Consider the following 435-nt stretch of genomic DNA (forward strand, 5'->3'; position numbering starts at 1 on the left):
TCAAAGTAAGCAATTTAACCCATACGGTATCGGCAAATACAGGCGATTTGACCATATTAAAAGGAATTAGTTTAGATATTCAGGAAGGTGAGTCGGTCGCCATTGTGGGAGCATCTGGTTCAGGTAAGTCGACCTTACTGGGCTTACTGGCAGGCTTAGATGTGAATACATCGGGCGAGATTTATCTTTATGACCATGCTTTCTCAGCCATGGATGAAGAGCAACGTGCCTTACTTCGCGGGCAATATGTTGGCTTTATCTTTCAGTCGTTTCACTTGTTACCGAGTTTGCAGGCGGTTGAAAATGTGATGTTACCAGCGGAGTTAAAAGGCGATAAAGACGCTCGTCAAAAAGCAGAAGCTTTATTGGAAAAAGTCGGGCTCTCACATCGTTTAACGCATTATCCAAACCAGTTATCCGGTGGTGAGCAGCAAC

Annotated in this window: 1 protein-coding gene; it reads left to right on the forward strand. The window is 44.4% G+C overall.

What is annotated here, in order from left to right; genetic code table 11:
- On the forward strand, positions 1-435 hold a 435-nt coding region (locus B4K20_RS16280), incomplete at both ends, for an ABC transporter ATP-binding protein (RefSeq protein ID WP_289283724.1).

Origin of the sequence: Methylophaga sp. UBA5088, from assembly GCF_002414625.1 — a bacterium.
Lineage (GTDB): Bacteria > Pseudomonadota > Gammaproteobacteria > Nitrosococcales > Methylophagaceae > Methylophaga > Methylophaga marina.